Source organism: Flavobacterium sp. WC2509 (assembly GCF_052683105.1).
Genome location: NZ_JBQZFG010000001.1, coordinates 200,459 through 222,253, shown reverse-complemented (window position 1 = coordinate 222,253; position 21,795 = coordinate 200,459). Strand labels below are relative to the sequence as shown.

The 21,795-nt window shown below is 31.5% G+C and carries 18 protein-coding genes; 5 read left to right on the top strand and 13 right to left on the bottom strand.

Annotation, left to right across the window (positions count from 1 at the left end; genetic code table 11):
- Nucleotides 1–221: 221 nt before the first annotated feature.
- Complete coding sequence (locus tag ACUN3A_RS00875) at nt 222–1,067, top strand: DUF2911 domain-containing protein (RefSeq protein ID WP_445549462.1); 846 nt, start codon at nt 222–224, stop codon at nt 1,065–1,067.
- A gap of 119 nt (nt 1,068–1,186) precedes the next feature.
- Here the strand turns inward: ACUN3A_RS00875 and ACUN3A_RS00870 are convergent, their stop codons facing one another.
- The 3 genes from ACUN3A_RS00870 to ACUN3A_RS00860 all read right to left on the bottom strand — a co-directional run bounded on the left by ACUN3A_RS00870 (nt 1,187) and on the right by ACUN3A_RS00860 (nt 6,865).
- The gene (locus ACUN3A_RS00870; protein ID WP_445549461.1) at nt 1,187–2,296 is read right to left on the bottom strand and encodes a Fic family protein; all 1,110 of its coding nucleotides are present in this window, start codon (nt 2,294–2,296) and stop codon (nt 1,187–1,189) included.
- A 188-nt stretch (nt 2,297–2,484) separates the two neighbouring features.
- A complete protein-coding gene (locus tag ACUN3A_RS00865; protein ID WP_445549460.1) occupies nt 2,485–4,212 on the bottom strand; it encodes a sodium:solute symporter in 1,728 nt (575 codons plus the stop codon).
- Between the two features lie 121 nt (nt 4,213–4,333).
- Complete coding sequence (locus ACUN3A_RS00860; protein WP_445549459.1) at nt 4,334–6,865, bottom strand: PIG-L family deacetylase; 2,532 nt, start codon at nt 6,863–6,865, stop codon at nt 4,334–4,336.
- A gap of 282 nt (nt 6,866–7,147) precedes the next feature.
- Here ACUN3A_RS00860 and ACUN3A_RS00855 point away from each other — a divergent pair, with 282 nt between their 5' ends.
- Nucleotides 7,148–8,104, top strand: a complete 957-nt coding sequence (locus ACUN3A_RS00855; protein WP_445549458.1) for an alpha/beta hydrolase — start codon at nt 7,148–7,150, stop codon at nt 8,102–8,104.
- A gap of 82 nt (nt 8,105–8,186) precedes the next feature.
- Here ACUN3A_RS00855 and ACUN3A_RS00850 read toward each other — a convergent pair whose 3' ends face one another.
- The 8 genes from ACUN3A_RS00850 to ACUN3A_RS00815 all read right to left on the bottom strand — a co-directional run bounded on the left by ACUN3A_RS00850 (nt 8,187) and on the right by ACUN3A_RS00815 (nt 15,403).
- Nucleotides 8,187–10,004: a hypothetical protein gene (locus tag ACUN3A_RS00850; RefSeq protein ID WP_445549457.1), complete on the bottom strand. Its 1,818-nt coding sequence runs from the start codon at nt 10,002–10,004 to the stop codon at nt 8,187–8,189.
- Between the two features lie 87 nt (nt 10,005–10,091).
- A complete protein-coding gene (locus ACUN3A_RS00845; RefSeq protein WP_445549456.1) occupies nt 10,092–11,192 on the bottom strand; it encodes an AI-2E family transporter in 1,101 nt (366 codons plus the stop codon).
- 201 nt (nt 11,193–11,393) lie between these two features.
- Nucleotides 11,394–11,945 carry a hypothetical protein gene (locus tag ACUN3A_RS00840; RefSeq protein ID WP_445549455.1) on the bottom strand — a complete coding sequence of 184 codons (552 nt, stop codon included), beginning with the start codon at nt 11,943–11,945 and terminating at the stop codon, nt 11,394–11,396.
- Nucleotides 11,946–11,986: 41 nt separating this feature from the next.
- Complete coding sequence (locus ACUN3A_RS00835; RefSeq protein WP_445549454.1) at nt 11,987–12,520, bottom strand: mechanosensitive ion channel domain-containing protein; 534 nt, start codon at nt 12,518–12,520, stop codon at nt 11,987–11,989.
- Nucleotides 12,521–12,523: 3 nt separating this feature from the next.
- Complete coding sequence (locus ACUN3A_RS00830) at nt 12,524–13,105, bottom strand: Maf-like protein (RefSeq protein WP_445549453.1); 582 nt, start codon at nt 13,103–13,105, stop codon at nt 12,524–12,526.
- A complete protein-coding gene (locus ACUN3A_RS00825; RefSeq protein ID WP_445549452.1) occupies nt 13,098–14,024 on the bottom strand; it encodes a geranylgeranylglycerol-phosphate geranylgeranyltransferase in 927 nt (308 codons plus the stop codon). Before ACUN3A_RS00825 ends, ACUN3A_RS00830 begins: the two co-directional genes overlap by 8 nt.
- 106 nt (nt 14,025–14,130) lie before the next feature.
- Complete coding sequence (locus ACUN3A_RS00820) at nt 14,131–14,658, bottom strand: KdsC family phosphatase (RefSeq protein ID WP_445549451.1); 528 nt, start codon at nt 14,656–14,658, stop codon at nt 14,131–14,133.
- Nucleotides 14,642–15,403: a Rossmann-like and DUF2520 domain-containing protein gene (locus tag ACUN3A_RS00815; RefSeq protein WP_445549450.1), complete on the bottom strand. Its 762-nt coding sequence runs from the start codon at nt 15,401–15,403 to the stop codon at nt 14,642–14,644. The genes ACUN3A_RS00820 and ACUN3A_RS00815 overlap by 17 nt, the downstream gene beginning before the upstream one ends.
- Nucleotides 15,404–15,599: 196 nt before the next feature.
- On the opposite strand from ACUN3A_RS00815, the gene ccsA reads away from it, so the two are divergent.
- The gene (gene ccsA, locus ACUN3A_RS00810; protein ID WP_445549449.1) at nt 15,600–18,809 is read left to right on the top strand and encodes a cytochrome c biogenesis protein CcsA; all 3,210 of its coding nucleotides are present in this window, start codon (nt 15,600–15,602) and stop codon (nt 18,807–18,809) included.
- A 356-nt stretch (nt 18,810–19,165) separates the two neighbouring features.
- On the opposite strand, the gene ACUN3A_RS00805 is transcribed toward ccsA, so the two are convergent.
- A complete protein-coding gene (locus ACUN3A_RS00805) occupies nt 19,166–19,954 on the bottom strand; it encodes an anti-sigma factor (RefSeq protein ID WP_445549448.1) in 789 nt (262 codons plus the stop codon).
- The gene (locus ACUN3A_RS00800; RefSeq protein ID WP_445549447.1) at nt 19,954–20,484 is read right to left on the bottom strand and encodes an RNA polymerase sigma factor; all 531 of its coding nucleotides are present in this window, start codon (nt 20,482–20,484) and stop codon (nt 19,954–19,956) included. The genes ACUN3A_RS00805 and ACUN3A_RS00800 overlap by 1 nt, the downstream gene beginning before the upstream one ends.
- A gap of 361 nt (nt 20,485–20,845) precedes the next feature.
- Between ACUN3A_RS00800 and ACUN3A_RS00795 the strand changes: the two genes are divergently transcribed.
- Nucleotides 20,846–21,094 carry a hypothetical protein gene (locus tag ACUN3A_RS00795; RefSeq protein ID WP_445549446.1) on the top strand — a complete coding sequence of 83 codons (249 nt, stop codon included), beginning with the start codon at nt 20,846–20,848 and terminating at the stop codon, nt 21,092–21,094.
- A 143-nt stretch (nt 21,095–21,237) separates the two neighbouring features.
- Nucleotides 21,238–21,783, top strand: a complete 546-nt coding sequence (locus ACUN3A_RS00790; protein ID WP_445549445.1) for a glutathione peroxidase — start codon at nt 21,238–21,240, stop codon at nt 21,781–21,783.
- The last annotated feature ends 12 nt before the right edge of the window (nt 21,784–21,795 follow it).

Here is a 21,795-nt window from a genome sequence, read left to right as displayed (position 1 = left end):
GATAAGCAAGGTATTTTATTTTTTGAAATATTATTTTTTGATTTTTCATGATAATATTTTTTATAAGTTGAATAATGTTTTAATATCATTTTTTTAAATCAATCCTGATTTCTAACATTACAAACTTACATCTGCGTTTGGCTTTACGTGTTATATTATTTTTTTAAAAGCTTATATGATTTCTAAAATTTGTAAATTTGAATAAACACAAAAATATTAGTATGAAAAAGATTCTTATTGCTTTCGCTTTTATAATAGCGCCATTATTTACTCAAGCTCAGTTGAAAACACCACTAGCAAGTCCTAGAGCTACCGTTTTTCAAACTGTAGGATTGACGGATGTGGAAATCGTTTATTGTAGACCTGCAGCTAGAGGAAGAGCTGTATTTGGTAATTTGGTGCCTTTTGGAAAAGTTTGGAGAACTGGAGCCAATGAAAACACCACAATCTCTTTTAGTGAAGATGTTGTTATAGATGGCAAAACTTTGAAAAAAGGGAAATATGCTTTGTACACGGTTCCTAAAATTGAAAGTTGGGAAGTGATTTTTTATTCCACTACAAACAATTGGGGAAATCCGGAAACTTGGAATGAAGCTAATGTGGTATTAAGAACAAATGTAAAAGAAGATGCGATTTCAAAACCAGTGGAATCTTTTACAATAGGTATTGGTAACCTGACTGCTGATTCTGCTACTTTGGATATGGCTTGGGAGAATTCGTCTGTTTCGATGAAGTTTACAGTTCCTACTCAAAAAGAAGTATTAGCAAGTATTGAAAAAGTATTAGCTGGACCAACATCTGCGGATTATTTTTCGGCTGCACAATACATTTATCAGTCTAATGGTGATAATACTAAAGCAATGGCTTACATTGATAAAGCAATGGAATTGAGTACCGAAAAACCATATTGGTACACGCGCCAAAAATCATTAATTCAAGCTAGAGCTGGAGATAAAAAAGGAGCTATTGAAACGGCAAATCTTTCACTTGCCGCTGCAGAAGCTGCTAAAAATCAAGATTACGTAAAAATGAATAGAGAGAGTATCTCAGAGTGGAGTAAGAAATAATCTTTATCAATTTATAATTTTAAAAAGATTCGCTAAGATATATTTTTTAGCGGATTTTTTTTTGTTTTTTACTTTGTGAAGTTTTAACATTCGCTTGCTAATAGTGGTTTAAAAAAAAATTAAACTTTGTTTTTGAAGCTAGTTAATTCATAATTTGCATTTCGTCCGCCTTCGTTTGTTTGTTGTAAAATACCTTTCCCTATTAAGTCTTTTATATCTCTTAAAGCTGTATCGGTAGAGGTTTTAGTAATTTTTGCCCATTTAGAAGTTTGTAGTTTGCCTTCGAAATCATCAAAAAGTTTGTTGAGCACTAGTCGTTGTCTTTCGTTGATGAGAGTTTGTTCGTGCAGTTTCCAAAATTCGGCTTTATGCATTATTTTTTGTGTGGTGTTTTCAGTAGCAAATATTGCATTTTTCAAGCAATGTAAAAACCATTCAATCCATTCGGTAATATCACCTGTACTATGTTGAACTTTTTGTAATACTTCATAATACTGTTTTCGTTCTATTAAAATTTGGCTTGACATGCTGTAAAAACGTTCGCCACTATTTTCAGCACGAGCAAGCAACATATCCGTTATAGCTCTTCCAATTCTACCGTTTCCATCATCAAAAGGATGAATTATGATAAACCAAAAGTGTGCTATAGCAGCTTTTAATACAAGATCAAGACTGTTGTTGTTATTAAACCAATCTAAAAACTTATCCATTTCTGCTTTTACAAGTTCTGGTTTTACGGCTTTATAATGCACTTTTTCTTTTCCCATAGCACCTGAAACTACTTGCATTTCATCTGTTCGGTATTTTCCTGTTTCTATTTTATATGGCCCACTAAATCCTGTAGGGAAAAGTGCTGCGTGCCAACCAAATAGGCGGTCTTCAGTTAGAGTAGACGTATATCTTTGTGTGGCATCAAGCATCATTTCTACGACGCCTTCTATATGACGATTGCTAGGCACAAGTCCTGCGGTATTAATACCTAAACGCCTTGCTATAGAGGAGCGTACTTGATCGTAGTTGAGCAATTCGCCTTCTATTTCCGAGGATTTGACCACGTCCAAAGTTAAGGCAGTAAGTGTGGCTTCTTCTTTTGCAGAAAAGCCTAAAGTATTCATTTGCCCAATAATTTTGCCTTGCATCAGGCGAACTTTGCCAAAGATGACATTTATACTTTTATCTTGCCAAGTAAATTTTGTCCAATTTTGATGTTCGTAGATATATTTAGCCATTGCCTAAAATTATTTTGCGGTAAATATATGATTTATTTGCCGCAATTTTGCGGTGTTTATGTTGTTTTTTCACCGCAAGAAAGTATTTTTTGATGTCTTTATGTTTTTTAAGATGTATTATTTTACATCATTGTCTGTTAGTTTTTTTGTTTCATCTCGGTCGTACTACCATTGACAATAACTATTAACTAAACATAACGCTCACTTTCTTTATCATTAAATACCAATACCTGAAACAAATAAGATAAGATAATAGTAAGTAAAGCTCCAATGAAATTAAGCCATAAATAACCTAATTTTTCGGATCCGCTCGGGTAAATAAAATTGGTGAAATAGTAAATGATAAAAATTGCAATTTGACTAATTATTGCACTGTAATAAATGGCTTTTCCACGTATTTTTTGGGTGTAAAAACCAACAAGGAAAATTCCCAAAACGGTTCCGTAAAATATAGAACCTATGATGTTTACCAATTGAATTAAGTTTTCAAAAAGCGTTGCGATACAGGCAAACCCTATTGCGATAATTCCCCACATGAGCGTGAAAAGTTTGGAGGCATTTAGATAATGTTTTTCACTTTTTTCTACTTTAACATTGCGTTTGTATATATCAATAGCAGTTGTAGAAGCCAGTGCGTTTAGACCTGAAGCCGTTGAGGACATAGCCGCCGAAAAAATTACCGCTAATAATAAACCTATCAGCCCTTTGGGCAAATAATTAAGAATAAAATAGAAAAAAACATAATCCTTATCATTCGTTTCTGCTTTGTCATCAGCTTTCGAAATAATTTCTTTGGCTTGTGCTCTTAATTCCTTTTCTTTTATAGCTAAATCGACGAGTTCTTTTCGCAGAGTTGGATTATCATACTCTTGATTAAGCTGGTCGATATATAACAAATTAACTACTTTTTCATCCTCGGATAACGAATCTAAATTGTTTTGCAGTTTTTGATATTCATTCTTGTATTTTGAATTTTCAACTATAATTTTATTGTTTGGATTAAAATTTATTGGAGTTCTGTTAAATTGAAAAAAAACAAAAACCATTACACCAGTAAGCAAAATCAAGAATTGCATAGGTACTTTTAAAAGCCCATTCATGATTAATCCCATTTGACTTTCACGAACAGATTTTCCAGATAAATAGCGTCCTACTTGTGATTGATCTGTGCCAAAATATGCTAAAGCCAGAAAAAAACCTCCCGTAATACCACTCCAAAAAGTATATTTTTCATCTAAATCAAAAGAGAAATTAACAATATTCATTTTTTGATTAGCTCCAGCTATATGTAAAGCATTGTCAAAGGTCATGTCATTGGGTAAATAATCCAGAATAAGGAAAAAAGTAATGACCATTCCAGCCAAAATCACAAACATTTGCTGTTTTTGAGTCACATTTACCGCTTTTGTTCCTCCCGAAAAAGTATAAATGATCACCATAATACCAATAATGATATTCATATAGGTAAGATCCCAACCCAATAATGCCGATAAAATAATAGATGGTGCATAAATTGTTAGTCCAGTTCCCAATCCTCTTTGAACTAAAAATAAAATTGCTGCTAAGGAACGTGTTTTAACATCAAATCTTTTTTCTAAATATTCATAAGCGGTATAGACTTTGTATTTGTGATAAATAGGGATAAAAGTGACACAAATTACAATCATGGCGATAGGTAATCCAAAGTAGAATTGTACAAAACCCATTCCGTCATGATACGCCTGACCCGGTGTTGAAAGAAACGTAATCGCACTCGCTTGGGTTGCCATCACCGAAAGTCCAACGGTAAACCAAGGCGTTTCGTTATTGCCTAGAATATATTCCTCAACATTTTTACTGCCTCGGGTTTTCCAAGCGCCATAAATCACTATAAATAATAGCGTTACAATCAGTACAATCCAGTCAAATAATTGCATAGCTTAAGAGTATAATTTCATAATTAAATAAAAAATAATGATAAACAAAGCATTTGAAATCAATACGATTGTATAGCTTTTTGACCAAATTTTAGGATTTTTAGGGTCCATAATTTTCGTTTTATTTTTTTATTTGTTGATTTGGAATACTTACCGAAGATTTAACAGAGATTAAATTGGATAACAATTTATAGGCTCCAGTAACACCTTCGGGTAATTCTCTAAAAAGACTTAAACCAGTGTAAATATAATTTCCTTTTCCATAAGGAGCAATCAATAAAGCACCTTCTTTTGCACTTTCACCCTTGTCATTTGATGATAGAATAGGAGTAAAAGCTTTATCGAATTCTTTTGGATAATACAATCCTTGTTCTTGCGTCCAGCCTTTAAAATCATCTTGGGTAATTGTATTCGGATAATTTAGCAGGGGATGTTCAGGAGCTATAAATCGAACCTCTGCGTTTTCTTCTGTTACTCGGTCATTTGAAATTTTTAGAGGAAAAGGAGCAATTTTTGTAGTAACTAAATCATTGGGGGTATTGTATTGTACAATCATTGTTTTTCCGCTTTTTACAAAATCAAATAAAATATCTTGTTTGTATGCTAAAGTTTTAATGGTGTTATAGGCACGTATGCCAGTCATGACAACATCAAAAGATTCTAGTTTTTCGGGAGTTATTTCATCGGGTTTAATAAGTGTTACTTGGTAGCCCATTTGTCTTAAACTCTGAGGAACTTCATCACCAGCTCCCATGATATAAGCAATTTTTTCGTGATTGGTTTTCAAATCAATTCGAATGCATTTTATTTCGGCTGTTTTTAAAACTTGCTGCTTTGTAATATGATCATAATTAATGATTATTTGTTCTTTATCAAAAGATTCGCTGTCTATAGTTGCTATGCTTTTGGCCACAACTTCGCTCATTTGAGTAGGTGGAGTAACTTCAAAATAGACGGTTTGCTCAGTTCCTTTTTTGTCAAGTTGAAACGCGATAGTTTCGGGAGAAACTTTCCATTCTTTTGGTAAATCGAGTTTTAAATTTCCTTTAACAGCATCTTTTCCTGATTTTAAACTTACCCCAATATATTTTGATTTCGTATTTGGAAAAAGCAATACTTTATCTAGAATTGTTGTCGTTATTTCGGGAACAATATCCAGGTAACTATACATTTCTCCTTTTACATTATCGTTGTATTTGTAAACAACGGTTCTTTCAAAAGGGATTTCTACATCATTAATTTTTACATTAAAAACTACTTTGACATCTCTTATAATATCAGGGATTCCAATGTTTTTTTGATCTTTAACAGTGTATAAACCAACAGTTCCTTTTTCTTTTAACCAATACGGCTGCGTGTAGTTTATTGATTGTGGTAATTGTAAGTCTAGCGTACTATTTTGAAGAGTGTTATTCTTTAAATCAGTATTCAAAACCGTAGTTTTTTGCTCAGGAAAAGTAGTAATGTTCAGTAGCTGCATGTTTACCGAACTTCGATTAATAGCTTCCAAATTTAGTTTTACGATACTTCCAGGAGTCGCTTCTTGAGCAGTCGAAACAGCTTCTAGAAACAAGCCAGAACAGTCTGCAATTATCTTTTTTATTTCGTCAGATTTAATTGTTTTCCAATGATTTTCGTCCAATGCCTGAATCATGCTATAAGCTTTAACTAAATTTGGAATACTCTCCGATGGATTTTTAAAATCATATTGATTGGCAATAGTACTGATTAATTCTCCAATAGGTTTTCCACCTTTTACTCGATTCCAGCTTGTATCAACACCTTCAAAAATGGATGTTTTATTTTGTAAAGGTTTCCCTTTTAGAAATTCTAAATATTCAGTGTCTTCACCACGAACTCCAGTACTTCCAAATCCTTGAGATTTATGACTACTGCGACTCAATGCCGCTATTTCTTGATTTGATTCCCCTAAAGTTTGGTAATAAACACCCGTTTGGATGGAAGTTAAATTGGATTTATTAGCGGAATCAAATTTTTCTCTGCTACCATAAAACCACCAAGAAGTATTAAAAAAAATTCTTTTAGGTTGCCAAACGTTTACTAATTTTAATTGTTCAGGAAAAGCAGTAGTACTATTAGCAAGATCAAATCCTTCCATACTTAGCATTGCTGATGATGTATGATGACCATGTGTAGTTCCTGGTGATCTATGATCAAATCGATTGATAATTACATCAGGTTGAAATTTTCTAACGACCCAAACTAAGTCGGATAATACTTTTTCTTTATCCCAAATTTGCAATGTTTCCTCAGGATTTTTGGAAAATCCGAAGTCATTCGCTCTGGAAAAAAATTGTTCTCCACCATCAATTTTTCTAGCTTCAAGAAGTTCCTGCGTTCGAATAACTCCTAATAATTCTCGTAACTGAGGACCAATTAAATTTTGACCACCATCTCCTCTGGTCAAAGATAAATATCCTGTTCTGGCATGAACCTTATTGGCCATATAGGAAATTAAACGGGTATTTTCGTCATCAGGATGAGCTGCTATATAAAGTACAGTTCCTAAAAAATTAAGCTTTTGAATTTCATTATATATTGATGAAGAACTTGGTTTTTGAGGTTTTTGGGCGTGTAAGAATGTCGTGAAAAACAAAAAAAACAAAAAAGGTCTTAAAAAAAGATTTCGCATATATTGAGTTTATTATTTTTAATGAAAATGGAATTAGTGCAACTTCAAAAATACTATTAAATAAAAGAATATTGGCTCATAGTTTTAGAATTTATGTTAATGTTTAGTGCTTTATGGTCTAATTTTTTAAATTAAATTATTTTTAAAAGCCGCAAAAATTAATCAAAATAATGCCGTTTAATACTAATTAATTAAAATTAGAATGTTAAATTTGAGAATGATGTAATCTGAATTTTTACAATGATTTTGACTTTCCCTTTGTCTACTAGTAATCTGAACTAAATGAATATACACTACACGGAAGATATTTTGAAGAATGGTTTTGAACAAACTGTCATTATGCAACCCGATGATTATGAAGGGGAGGTTACGGCTACATTAGTTAGAAAACGTGGTTCAAAACTGGGAACCAAAGCTATTTTGTGTATTCATGGTTTTAATGATTATTTTTATCAAGAGATCATTGCAGAGGAATTTATCCAAAAAGGGTATAATTTTTATGCTTTGGATTTAAGAAAATATGGTCGATCTATTTTGAAAAACCATAAACATAATAATATGAGGTCTTTATCTGAATATTATGCTGATATTGATCAAGCATTAACAATAATTAAAGTAGAAGGAAATGAACAAATCGTTCTTTTTGGACATTCAACGGGCGGTTTAATTATAACGCTGTATGCCAATTTTCGTAAGGAAAAAGAATTATTTGATGTATTAATTTGCAATAGTCCGTTTTATGATTTTAATGTGCCTTGGATTCAAAAGAAAACCGTTATTCCTGTGCTTTCTTTTTTAGGCAAAATAAATTCCAATTTGCCTTTGCCTATTGGTCTATCTAAGTTTTATGGTAAGAGTTTGCATAAAAATGATTTTGGCGAATGGGACTATAATTTGCAATGGAAACCTCATGTTGCACCTTCTATAAATGCGGGATGGGTACATGCAATACATTTGGGGCATTTAGAAATTGAGAAAGGAGTTTCGGTTATGAAACCAATTTTGATATTACATTCTTTAGAGTCTGTTTATCCTTCTAAATGGACTGAAGCTATGTTTCAAGGAGATGCTATTTTGAATGTGAAAGATATTATCAATAAATCAAAATTAATTGAATCCCCGAACAAAAAGGTTATTGGTTTTAAAGGCGGAATGCACGATTTGGTACTTTCAAAAAAGCCAGTTCGGGATTTAGTATTCGAAACTATTTTTGAGTGGTTGGATAAAAATTTAGAATAATAATCAGTAGGGTATAATTTTTTAGGTAATGTGGTCAAAAATAGTTGTTGACTTTGGACTTTACGACTTTTAAACTTTCGAGTTACTTATATTCTATGATTCTTGGTTTTGCCAATTCAAAAGAAAGAAGACCGTAGTCAGAATTGGCAAAAGTATTCGTTTTAATGACATTCTCTCCCTGTAAAGGAATACTCGGATAATATGACAATGATATTTGAAAAGAACTAAATACCAAGTAATCATTGCTAATTAATACTCCAATTGTAAATTTAGAATAGGCTTTATTTCTTGAAATAGAATTATCAGAATTTCCTAAAGCTGCAATCGTATAATTGAAATATGGATTCAGACGAAATCCCCAAACTTCATTTGGCGAATAGGTTTGTGTCTGCAATGACAAAACCATTTTATCAGCTCCGTATAATGCAGCGCTGAAACCAGCTAAGCCATTATCTTCATTTATAGTAAGCTGATCTCCAATAATATCTTCATGATTTATCCCCATGAGCACTTTAGGGTTTATAAATTGTCTTAATTTCCATTTTCCAATGCTATACAGTTTTGTAAAATAATTGGCTTCAAATAAAAATGAAGTCTGATAAGTTTTAGATTCCTCAAAAAAAGTTCCCGCTTCGAAATTCATACTTAAAAAACCTAATTTATAATAATTTCCATAAGAAATTTGACCTCCTAAATATGGTCTCCAGGAAGCATTTTTATTCTGATATCCGAAAGTTAACCCATAGATTTTGCCAATTGGGACATCCTCGGTCATTCCATTTCTAAAAATGTAACTATCCTTTATAAATTTTCGTCTGTTAATACCGATACCGCTTAAAATTAGTCTTTCGTCAGAATAAAAATGGTTAGGATCATACTCGTCTGTTGGGCTTTCTAAATAGTCTATATTCAAAAAGCGTCCTGTTATAATCAAATTAGTTATTTCTTCGTTTTCATCCTGATAAATCTTAGTTGCTTTTCCTGCCCATACATCTTCAAAATTATATTTAAAACGTTGATAGGCATATCCTAAATCAGCTCTTTGCAAAGTATCTTTCTTAAATACCTGACCTACATAAACACCGCCAGCCCATTTTGTAAGCTGAGAAAAGAAAGCGCGTTCTACATCAATACTTTTAGAATAATTATTATCTAAATCCTTATTGTAATAAAACACAGTACTTATAAAAGTGTTTTTAATATTTGGTATTGAATAGGATATTTCATTAGCATTTTGACCATCACTAAAACGATTCGTAAAACGATAATCCAACTGTTGACCTGTCCCGAAAAAATCTTTTTCTTTTATTCCGGCAGAAACCTGATTACTAGATATCGAAAAGCGTGGAATCGTACTCCATGAATCTAGAACACGAATGGTAACATCTACCGAATCTGATTTTTTGTTTGCGAATTCTTTTGAAATTCGTACTGCACTTACATATTTTTGGGAACGTATGATACGCTCTGATTCCTGTATTTTGTAATGATCATAAGGAGTATTCTTTTTGATTAACAATAAATTGTAAATCGCAATTTTTTTAGTTTTTAAATGCAGTCTGTTACCTGCTCTTTCTCCCCAAAGATTTGGCTCTGCCGTAGTGTCAACAACGGAATACCCGAATGGATCTAAAGTGATTATGTTTATTTTTCTAATGATTTTTCCATCATAATTTACAGTATCGTTTAGCACAAGTAATTCTTCCTTTTTTTTAGGTTTTCTGGATTTAAATAAAAGTTTATGAAGGGTTTTTGTGAAATTATTTTTTTTAGAATAATTACGAATTTTAGAATAGATTTCTTTTGTACTGTCTTTTTTCATCGTGTTTACCTGAGCAAAATTGCTTTGAAAGCAAAGGCATAAAAAAAATGACAAGACTATTTTTATTGTAGGAGACATCTAAATAATGTATTGGCTAGATTTAAAAAATAGATATACTAGTAAAGAAGTTTGAATTTAATACTTAAAAAGTTAAGATTTGTTTTTTTATTTTGTTTGTGATCTAGTTTTTCGGATTCGCCATGCGAAATTTTTTGGCATATCATTTCCTAGCAGATAACCCCAAGGTTCTAAAGATTCTATTCTATCAAAAATTATTTTTAAAATAGCCAAAAGAGGAATTGCCAAAAACATGCCTGAAATACCTGCTGAAGCACCTCCAACAATAATTCCGATTATGGATACGAATGCATTAATTTCGACTTTAGAATTAATAATTAAGGGAACAAGTATGTTATTGTCAATTAATTGAACAATAATATTTACAATCAAAATTCCTAAAATAATTGATGTTTCCCCAGAACCTGTTAGTGACGCCAAAAGCGTTATTACACCAGCTATTAAAATACCGATGTACGGAATAAGATTTAAAATACCTGTAATCAGTCCCAACAGTATAAAATATTTTACCCCAATAATCCACAGTCCAAAACTCGTTAGAACAGAAACAATAACCATTTCAAGGATTAAGCTTATGATGTAGTTATTTATTGAAATTTTTATTTGAGATAAAATATCCTTTAAAACTGAATGATTTTCTTTGTTGATTAACTTACTAAGGAAAAGAGTAAAATGATCTTTGTATAATAAAAACAAGAAGATATAAATAGGAATGATAGTGCTCTCCAAAAGAAGATCACTTATAGTCATTATTGCAGAACCAATAGTGCCACTTCCGTTTTTAACAGAATCTTTAGCGACATTACCAATATATCTTTTTTGTTCCCAAATACTTATATTAAACTTGGCTTTTATAAATTTATGAATATCAATTATAAATGAGTTTGCATTTTTTTTGATAGTCTCAAAATCATTAGCCATATCCGTAACTTCATACGATATGAATGCCAGAATACCTAAAATGAACGCAACAAAGAGAAGAACGCAGGTTATTGCTGCAAAATATCTTGGGAGTTTTAATTTAGTATTTAAAAACGTAAATATCGGAACCAATAAAATAGCAAATAAAAAAGCCATCAAAACAGGAGTAATGATGTCATTTCCGATGTAAAAAATATAACCGAAACAAATTAAACTTATAAGGATGCAGGAAATTTTTGCGTAGAAAGGTAATTTTGCGAGTTCCATAATTATATTGGAATTAATTTTGAAATTAAAAAGTCATTAACAAAATTGATACTTTATTCAATAAATCATGTTGTATTTTCTCTTTATTATTTTATAAAATTCCCATTCAAAATGAAAACATTTTTTGCTATTAAATAAAAACTATAAACAAAAAAGAGCGCTTAAATAGCACTCTTTTGTTTATAATTTTAAAGGAACTTTTTAATGTTTTCCTTTTCCTTTATTCCCTTTTTCTCCATGATTACCATTGTCATGATGCTCTTTACCATGATTATCATTGTCGTGATTTCCATTGTCATGGTGTTGTTTAGGAGCATTTTGAGGATGATATTCTCCTCTGTTTTTTTGAGGTGCTCCTTTGTAGCCTTTGTAGTATTTCACTTTGTGAGCATTGAAATACACATAAGGCGCATTACCATGATAATCAGTCAAAACTACTTTATAACCATTGTACAAGTTGTAACCTCTACAATATGCTGGTAATCTTGAAGAGCGAATCCAACTTCCATTTCCAAAATAGATGTACTGTGATAATCTAATATCATAGTAAACTTGTATGTCTGGAAGATAGTAATATTCCATATTGTCATATCCTACTGGTCCCCATTCAGGAGGTGTTCCAATAACAACTCTTGGTGATGCTACTACAACTGGCGGAGGTGTTCCGATGTTAACATTTACAGAAACTTGTGCCTGTGTTGAACTTGCTCCTAAAAAAAGGAGTCCAATAATTAATAATTTAATTGTTTTCATTGTATTTAAAATTAGAGTTAGGGTTTAGTAAAAAAAAATGCTTAATCTGTAAATTCATCATTAGAAATTTGGGGTTTTTTAATAATCGAAATTCCTTTTTGAAAAAATAAATTATTGGGATATATTATAATTTCACCTTCTTTGGAACGCATGGTTACATGAAAGGCACCAATATCTTCAATTTCACCTTCTTCAATAAAATCTTTGTCATGAATTAATATTACGTCTCCAATTTTAAAAGGAAACGAAAAAAACAAAATTATTCCCGAAGTAATATTACTCAAAATAGACCATTGTGCAAACATGGCTACACCAATAATCGTAGCAATTGATGAAAGCGTAATAAAAATATCTTTGGCTTGAACTCCCCAAATTAATATCAAAGTAATTAGAGCCAAAACGGTAATTAGTATGTTAATATATTTAATAACTAGATTGGTTCTTCTTTCTATAATTTCACTTGTTTTGGCATACTTTCTTATGATTTTTGAAAAGATTGCACGAGACAAAAAAACAATCAATAATAATACTCCCGTACTAATTTCCTCTTTGATATATTGATTGAAAAATTCCATTTTTTATAAATTGTTTAAATAAGCAAATACTTTATCAGTAGGCAATCCCATCACATTAGCATAAGATCCTTCAACTTTTGATACGCCAATAAAACCAATCCATTCCTGTATTCCATAGGCTCCAGCTTTGTCATAAGGCTTGTAATTTTCTAAATAATAAAGAATAGCTTCGTCACTTAACGTATTAAAGGTAACTTTTGTTGTTTCGGTAATTAAATTTATAGACAAATTTGTCTTGAAACATACCGAAGTGATGACTTCGTGCGTAGCATTCGATAATGATTTTAGAATATTAAAAGCATCTTGATGATCCTTAGGCTTACCTAAAGGGCAATTATTGTGCCAAACAATAGTATCACTTGTAACCAAAATTTCATTGGGTTGTAATTCACCCTCAAAAGCACTGGCTTTCAGCTCAGCGAGATAGTTTGTTATTTCTTCTGCTTTTAGTTCGGGTGGAAAAATTTCTTCAATATCTTTTAGACGAATTTCAAAATCTAAGTCTAAATCTTTAAAAAATTGTTGTCTTCTCGGTGAACCCGAAGCTAATATGAGTTTGTGATTTTTGAGTTTTTCTTTAAGCATGATGAAGAATATTATAAGTAATAATGGCAATGGAAAATAATCCAAATAAAATAATCAGTTTTAAAATAGTGCTTAGGTGATGGAAATCTTTAGTTTTTTTGGCATCGGCCATTTTTATTGCAAAATAGAGTAATGGAGCGACTATAAATATTAAAGAATATAATGTTGCTAAATATAAATTATTGGCAAAAATGTAAGTTTTAATATAAAAGATAACCATTACTAAAGGAATCAAACTTAAAACTAACACTACTTTTGATGTGCGTTTTATGCCTAGAGCAATTGGTAAAGTATTCATTCCTTGATTATAATCTCCATTAACATCTTCGAGATCTTTTACAATTTCTCTAATAAAATTAATGACGAAGGCAAATAAAGCATAATCCAAAAGTACCGAAAACAAGTCGGCCATAATTATTTTATTCCCTGGATTGATCACTGGTAAAAGATCGAAAACACCAATGATAACCACGCTAAAAGCAAGCAAAAGAGCCACAACAAAATTTCCGATAAGCAACATCTGTTTTAGACTGGTAGCATAAAGATATAAAGTTGCGGAAATACCAATAAAGATAGCTGAAAATCCTGGTTTTTCAATCACATTCGACAAATAAAAACCTGCTCCAACACCCAAAATAGTTACAAAAAAATAAACATTGTAGGCACTGACTTCGGAAATACTTTTGCCAACAACAACTTGATTGGGTTTATTATCATTATCAGTTGCCTGATCCATGATATTATTAATCACATAGCCGCCAGCCGCAATCATAACGGTAGCCAATACTAATACCAGATATTGCCAATCGTTTAAAGCCAAAGGGATGCTTTGATAATTTAAAAATCCATATCTAAAAAGCAATTGCATTAAAGCGAGCATCAGTAGGTTCTGGTAACGTATTAGTTTGAGGTATTTCATAATGAATGGTAAATGGTGAATTGTAAATTGTAAAATTTGAGTTATAATAAAGTTATACTCTCTGATCTCTGCAATCTAAAATCTGCAATCTGAATTCTAAAATCACTTAGTCATGTTTTCCATCAAAATACTCCATCCATTTTCCTTGTACTTTCATCACTTGTTCAATAACATCGCGAACAGCGGCTTTTCCTCCGTTTTTATGTGAAATATACTTTGAAATTGTTTTTATTTCGGGAGCAGCATCTTGGGGACAACTTGGTAATCCAACTAATTTCATTACATGAAAATCTGGAATATCATCGCCCATATACAAAACCTGTTCTGGATTAATACCGTTAACATCAGTATATTCTTTGAAAGTTTTTACTTTATCTGGTGTTCCCAAATGAATATCGGTAATTCCTAAATTACGTAACCGCACTCGAACTCCTTCGTTACTTCCTCCCGAAATAATGCATACATGATAACCACTTTCTATAGCAGCTTTCATGGCGTAACCATCCCGAATATTCATTGTTCTTAGCATGTCTCCTTCATTAGTAACAAAGACAGAACCGTCAGTAAGTACGCCATCTACGTCAAAAATAAACGTAGTAATATCATTCATTATTTCTTTATAGCTTTTTGCCATGATTTTGTATAGATTGGGTTAATATTTTATAAATTTTAGATTGATTTTCATCGGATAAAAAAGATTCATGCGCATTGATAGTTGTACTATCATTGCGTTTTGCAGGACCAGTTTGAGCATCTTTTGGCGAAAGCGTCATTATTTTTTCGGCAGTTTCAAGGATTAAAGGTTTTAAAATATTGAAAGGAACATTATTTTCCTGACAGATTTCATTTCCTATTTGGTATAAATGATTAGTGAAATTATTAACAAAAACGGCAGCCACATGCAATGCTTTTCGTTGATTAGAATCAATAGAGTATACGTTGTTTGAAATGGAAACCGCCACTTCATTTAAAATAGTATAATCTTTTTCAATCTGAGTTTCAAGACAAAGCGGAATGGTTTTAAAATCGATTGCTTTTCCTTTGGTAAAGGTTTGCAAAGGGTAAAAAACACCTTTTCTGTTTTTGTTATCCAAAGAGGTTAACGGTGCACTTCCAGAAGTATGAACCACTAATCGATTCTCAAAAGGTAATTGTGAAGAAACCTTAGTAATAGCATCATCAGAAACTGCAATAATATACAAATCAGCTTCTTTCAAAGCATTCCAATCAGTAGTGATTTTACTAAAATCAATATTGGAAATAATTTGGTTTTGGGTTCTTGAAAATACCTGAATGACGTCTATTGCTTTGCTTTTTGCGAAAGCATCAATAAGGTGTTGCGCTACATTTCCTGAACCTATAATCGCTATTTTAATCATTTGGCAAAATTAACAAAAAAAAAGAAGAGTTGAATTCAAAATTTTGATTGATGATATAACAGCACGAGGCATGTTTTATTGTTTTTTGCTAAAAAAAGCATACTAATTTTGGTTTAAATTAACAATTGCATTCTAAAACAAATGGACATTTTTAAGTACTTTTGCGACACTTTATACAAACGAAATTTATTCCCAAATGGATAAAAAATTATTCTCTGTTCTATTCTCCACTCGATTAATGGCTATGTTGTTCTTAACTTTTGCAATTGCAATGGGTACCGGAACTTTTATCGAAAGTAAATACAATACTGATACCGCTCGAATTTTAATCTATAACACTTGGTGGTTTGAAGCTATTATGGGCTTTTTTATGATTAATTTCATTGGAAATATTAAACGTTATAATTTATTAAGAAAAGAAAAATGGGCAACTTTAATGCTTCATTTGGCTTTTGTATTTATAATCGCTGGGGCTTTCACTACGCGTTATATTAGTTTTGAAGGAATGATGCCTATTAGAGAAGGTGCTGCCGAAAATCAATTTTACTCAGATAAAATGTTTTTGACTCTTTTTGTTGATGGAGAATACAAAGGAGAAATGAGACGCAGAGTTTTTGATAAATCACTTTTATTATCACCAGTTACCGATAATGATTTTTCGATGAAAGGTGATTTTGGAGGAGCTCCATTTGAAGTGCAATATCAAAATTATATTATGGGAGCCAAAGAATACGTAAAACCTGATCCAAAAGGGACTTTGTATTTTAAATTGGTAGAAGCTGGTGATGGCGGCAGAGAAGAACATTTTTTAAAATCAGGTGAGGTACAAAACATTCATAATGTCCTTTTCGCATTGAATAAACATACTGATGGTGCTATAAATATCATAACTACCGATGGTGATTATAAAATTCAAATGCCTTTTGAAGGTAATTTTATGCGAATGGCAGATAAGTTACAGGGCAAAGTTGTAAAAGACATCGAACAACCTTTGATGATGCGTTCGTTGTATAGTATTGGGGATATTCGTTTTGTTTTTCCAGATCCAGCAGTGACAGGAGTAATTGATTATGAAACTAAAAATGATTTTAAAGAAAAAAATCATGATGATGCTTTAGTTATAAAGTTGACTGCTAATGGCAAGGAAGAATTGGTAACATTATTAGGTTCTAAGGGGAAAGTTGGTGACCCTAAAACTGTAAAAATAGGAAATGTAGAATATTCTTTTTTCTACGGAAGTAAAGCGTATACACTGCCTTTCAAAATAAAATTAAATGATTTTATCGCTAGTAAATATCCAGGTACAGAGAAAAGTTATTCTTCTTTTGAGAGTCAGGTAACGGTTCAGGATTCTGTTAAGCCATTTGATGCTCGAATTTTTATGAATAATGTATTGGATCATGAAGGATATCGCTTTTTTCAATCTTCATTTGATCCAGACGAAAAAGGAACAGTTTTGTCTGTAAATCATGATTATTGGGGAACGACTATTACTTATATTGGGTACTTTATGTTGTTTTTTAGTATGATGGCGATTATGTTTGTTAAAAATTCTCGTTTTGCCGATTTGAAAAGAAAATTGGATGTTGTAAAAAATAAAAAAGCAAAACTTATAACAATTTTGGTATTGTTCTTTAGTATTACTGGATTTGCTCAAGATCCAGCAGGACATAATCACAACCACGAACATGATCATGCTGGTGATGCAAGTACGGAAAGTGCAGGTCCTGCACATGTACGCATAAAACCAACTCAAAAGCAATTAGATTCTGTTTTGACTTCTTTTACGGTAACAAAAGAACATGCTGCAAAATTTGGTCGATTGATTATTCAGGATGCTGGCGGTAGAATGAAACCTATTAATACTTTCTCGTCTGAATTGTTGCGAAAAGTTAGCCATTCGGATACGTATAACGGAATGAATTCTGATCAGGTGTTTTTGTCAATGACACAAAGTGCACAATTATGGATTGAAATTCCGCTTGTTTATATAAAATCTGGAAACGATAGTATCCGAAAAATTATCGGAATTGACTCTAAAGATCAATACGCTCCTTTTATTTCCTTCTTCGATGAGAAAGGAAATTATAAATTGTCACCTTATTTAGATGCAGCATACAAAGCAGGAAATCCAAATCAATTTGAAAAAGATTTCGTTGAAACTGATAAAAAGGTAAACTTAATGGAATCGGCATTAAGCGGAAGTATTTTAAGAATTTTTCCAATTCCGAATGATCCAAATAATAAATGGATTTCTTATTTAGAACTGGAGCATGCAGGTTTAAAAGGAATGGATTCTACTTATACTAAAAGTATTTTGCCACTTTATTTTGGAACATTAAGCCATGCTATTCAAACTAAAAACTATAAAACTGCCGATGAATTATTGGTAAGTATTGATGGTTTTCAGAAGAAATTTGGGGCGAAAGTAAGACCAAGTGAAGACAAAATCAACTTAGAGATTGCTTATAATAAATATGACTTACTTCAAAAGTTGCCTTATGCATATTTGTTTGCCGCTATTTTGATGATGTTATTTACTATTCTACAAATATTTAAAGATTCAAAAATAATACGCATTTTAGTCAACTCTATGCATGTCGTTATTGCTGTGTTATTTCTTTTGCATACTCTTACATTAGGAGCACGTTGGTATATTTCTGGACACGCACCTTGGAGTAATGCATATGAAGCTATTGTATATGTGGCTTGGGCAACGATGTTTTTTGGATTGGCATTTGACATAAAATCAAAATTAACTGTGGCTTCGGCAGCATTTGTAACAGCAATGATACTTACGGCGGCTTACGCCAATTGGATAGATCCAGAAATTGCCAATTTACAGCCTGTTCTTAATTCATATTGGTTAATGATCCACGTGGCAGTTATTGTAGCTAGTTATGGACCGTTTGCTTTAGGGATGATTTTAGGTTTTGTATCACTTGTTTTGATCTTTTGTACCAATGAGAAAAACAAAACCAAGATGGCGCTGAATATAAAAGAGATTACTTACATCAACGAAATGTCTTTGACCATTGGTTTGATTATGTTGACTATCGGAAACTTCCTTGGAGGACAATGGGCTAATGAAAGTTGGGGACGTTATTGGGGATGGGATCCAAAAGAAACTTGGGCATTAATTAGTATTATGGTTTATGCCTTTGTGATTCATGCTCGATTTGTACCTTCATTAAGAGGAAAATGGATTTTTAATCTAATGAGTATGTTTGCTTTTATATCTATTCTATTTACTTATTATGGAGTAAACTTTCACTTAGTAGGATTGCATTCTTACGCAAGTGGTGAGGCACATTCATTGAGTTGGATTTGGTATTCTTTGGGTACAATTTCTTTGATTGGAGCTGTGACTTATCCAAAATATAGAAAGTTTTATAAGAAGAAGTAATTTGTCTAATGACAATATAACAAATAGAAAGAGGTTCAAATGTCAATTTGAACCTCTTTTTTATATAATAAATACTTTTAAGACTTTTAAAACAGTAAAAAACTTATAAAGTGCTAGTTATCTGCCTTTTAGTGGGTGAAAAGTGCTCTTTATTGGTGTTTGGCATGGTATTTGAAATATAACTAAAAGATAACGGTATTAGGTTTGTATCTCTTTGAAAATTAGTAGGTTATTTTTCATAGTAAGGTTTTGTTTAGTTAGTTAAAAGAAAGCAACCTAATGTCAATTATCAATTACAGTTAGTTAATTGATGCCCCTTTTTGGGGCATCTTTTTTTTAATATAATTAGTATTAAACTAAACTTTTCCTAAAGTATATAATTGTTCCATAGTAGGCGCTAAACTTCCTCCTTCTGGTTCTAAAGTAATTCCAAAAGCTTCGGCATAACCAGTATCGCTAACTTCGAATAGTTTTTGTTCGTTGGTATCGAAATTTTTCAATAATCCAATGCTTGTCGGAGTTAAAACTGGTGCTAATTTTAATGCCCAAACCTGATAAACCATTCCTTTTGGAGGTTTTGGCAAACCTGATGCATCAACATAAACCACTTTCGTTTCTTTGTTCCAATATATTTTTGCAGATGAAGTAGGGGAGACTACTTGCCCTCCTAATGTTACTACAGTATTTTTTGGATCGCGAACCACCGCTAAACTTGTTTCGATAGTTTTATTTTTCAATGCTAATGAATCGACTGCCTTAATTAAATTTTCTTTTTCAGAATTGATAGAAACCACTTGATTACTGGTCTCGTTCAGTTGTTGATATTGATAACCAATTCCTAAAAGTAAAATAACAGCAGCGGCCCAACCCACATAAGCATATCTTGATTTGCTTGGCGTCATTTCTATTACTTTTCCATGTTTCAACTCTAATTTAGCTTTGATTTTTTCATAGTTAGCAACCGAATGAAAAGGTGAAAATGTAGACGATAAAGCAACAATCGCTTTTTCTATTGAAATTATTTCATCGTTTATTTCGCTATGTTCTTTTGCCAAAGCAGCAACTTCTATGTTTTCGGTTTCACTGAGTAAACCGTACACATAAAGTTCTAAAATCCCTGAGTCTATATATTGTTTTGTATCCATTATAATTTTAAATAAAGTCGTAAATCGTTAATACAATTTCTGTTGTGTGTTTTGACAGTTCCCAAAGGAATGGCCAATTCCTCAGAGGCTTCTTGTTGTGTATATCCTTTAAAGAATAACAAATCTATAATTTCAATACACTTGGGTTTCAGTTTTTTTACAAATTCTTGAATTCCAATTGAATCAATTATATGCGATAGTTTGTTACTGTCGTCTAATAGATGTACGAAATTATCGGAGGAAAGGTTTTTTTGACTGTTATTAAAATTTTTAGATCTCAGTTTGTCAATCGAAGTATTCCTAGCAATATTAAGAATCCAAGTATAAAAACGCCCTTTACTTTCGTGATACGAATCGATGTTTTTCCAAATTTTCACAAAGACTTCTTGCAAAACATCTTCGGCTTCTTCTCTGTTTTTAACTAAAGTATTGATGACAGCAAACAAACTTTTAGAATACATATCGTATAAATGAGTAAAAGCTTTTTCATCCTTCTTGTAAATTAAAACTAATAATTCGTCCTGAGTCATAATGATTTTGATTAATGTCTTACAAACATATACATTTCATTTTAAATAGTAACTAATTTCAAATTTATTGGAAATTAGAGGCTTATTTTTTATATATCATTAAGCTGTTTTTATTTAAAAAAGAAAACATCTTTGATAAAATTCAATTTATTAATTCATTAAAAATTAAATAACATTCAAGGGTATAAATAATTTGGATTTAAGTTGTTGTTAATTAGTTGTTTATGTGAAATATCGATTTTTTTTTCATTTTTTTAAAACCAAACTTCATAGAATTACGTAAATAGTTTTTATAGTCATAGAATGTATGATTAATTGGTATGATCATATATACTAATGAAAAAAGTTCTGATAATTTTTTATGACTTTACTTGGCTTATGTTCTCATGCTCAAAATGTAAAAGGTAAAATTATTGATGTGTTCGGACACCCAATAGAAAATGCGTATGTACTAAATACCACTACTGAAAGTCATGCGCATACTAATGAGTTGGGTGTCTTCAACATCGAAAAAACTAACGTTGGAAACGAAGCTGCTCCAGTTGAAGAAATTCACTTCACCCCCGGAACTCCTTTTTTCTTAAAAGGAATGATTACGTATGTTTTTTAATTGTTGTAAGTTAATTTGCTTAGGAGCCTGTTGTTGATAACAACAGGCTTCTTTGCTACTCAATGAATATTTCAATCATAATTAATAGTAAAATGATAACATGTTATTTTGATTTTGATTAATTTTATAAAAAATAATAAACCATGAAAAAAATAGTAGTCGCTATATGCGCAATGTTCCTTTTTAATATTCAAATTCAAGCACAAGTGAAACAAACGATCTATCAGTTTAAAGTAGAAGATTTATACGGTAAAACGTTTGATTTTGCTTCTTTAAAAGGTAAAAAAGTAATGATTGTAAACACCGCTTCAAAATGTGGATTAACGCCACAATATAAAGATTTAGAAGCTTTGTATAAAGAATATTCAGCCAAAGGATTTGTAATTGTTGGTTTTCCTGCTAATAATTTTAATTCACAAGAGCCAGGAACTAAAGAAGAAATTGCAAGTTTCTGTCAATTGAATTATGGAGTTACGTTTCCTATGATGGATAAAGTTTCTGTGAAAGGAGATGATATGTGTGCTATGTACCAATTTTTGACTCAAAAGTCTAAAAATGGATTGCAAGATTCAGAAGTAAAATGGAATTTTCAAAAATATCTTATCAATGAAAAAGGAGAATTAGTAAAAGTGATTGCTCCAAAAACCTTACCAACAGATCCAGAAGTTGTGAATTGGATTAAGGCGTAGTTTTTTAATCAT